General features: G+C 65.9%; 1 protein-coding gene. It reads right to left on the bottom strand.

Going from position 1 to position 920, the window contains the following annotated elements; all coding sequences use genetic code 11:
* Positions 1 to 920 (bottom strand): AMP-binding protein (locus tag Dsi01nite_RS56925; protein ID WP_203854885.1); only part of this gene is annotated, 920 nt, incomplete at both ends.

The raw sequence follows: 920 nt of genomic DNA, 5'->3' as shown, positions 1-920 counted from the left end.
GAACCGCTGCCCGGTCAGCTCCGCACGACCGCCGTAGCCGCGTGCCAACCCCACCCCACCCAGATACAACTCGCCGGTCACACCCACCGGCACCGCACGCAACGAACGGTCCAACACATGCAACGTCGTGTTCGCGATCGGCGCGCCGATCGGCACCGCACCACCATCACCCGGCCGCGGACACGACCAGAACGACACATCAATCGACGCCTCCGTCGGACCGTACAGGTTCTCCACCACCGCACCACCGTGCAACCCGTAGAACGCCGTCACGTCCGCACCGGACAAGGCCTCACCGCTGCACACCACCAACCGCAACGACGCCATCGCCGGCAACGACCCCTGCCGCACAAACTCGTGGAACAACGACGGCACGAAATGCGTCACCGCCACCGACGCCCGATCAATCAACCCCGCGATGTAAACCACATCACCGTGCCGGCCCGGGTCCGCCATCACCACCGACGCACCCACCGTCAACGGCCACACCAACTCCCACACCGACACGTCAAACGTCACCGGCGTCTTATGCAACACCCGCTCACCAACCACCAACCCATACCGCTCCTGCATCCACCCAACCCGATTCACCAAACCCTCATGCCCCGACACCACCGCCTTCGGCCGACCCGTCGAACCCGACGTATAAATCACATACGCCGCCTGACCCGGCTCCGCCACCACCACCGGACGCACACCACCCGACACCGACCGCAGCAACGCCTCATCCACCACCAGCACAGCCCCGCTGTCGGCGACCAGATCCGCCAACCGCTCCGCCGGATACCCCGGATCCAACGGCAGATACACACCACCAGCCCGCCAGATCCCCACCACCGCCACCAACAAATCCAGACCACGGTCCAGACACACACCCACCACCGACTCCGGCCCCACACCCAGACTGGCCAGATACGCCG

This window comes from Dactylosporangium siamense, assembly GCF_016862795.1.
In the GTDB taxonomy this organism is placed as follows: domain Bacteria; phylum Actinomycetota; class Actinomycetes; order Mycobacteriales; family Micromonosporaceae; genus Dactylosporangium; species Dactylosporangium siamense.
The sequence above is the reverse complement of the archived record's forward strand: the minus strand, read 5'-3'. Positions and strand labels throughout refer to the sequence as shown.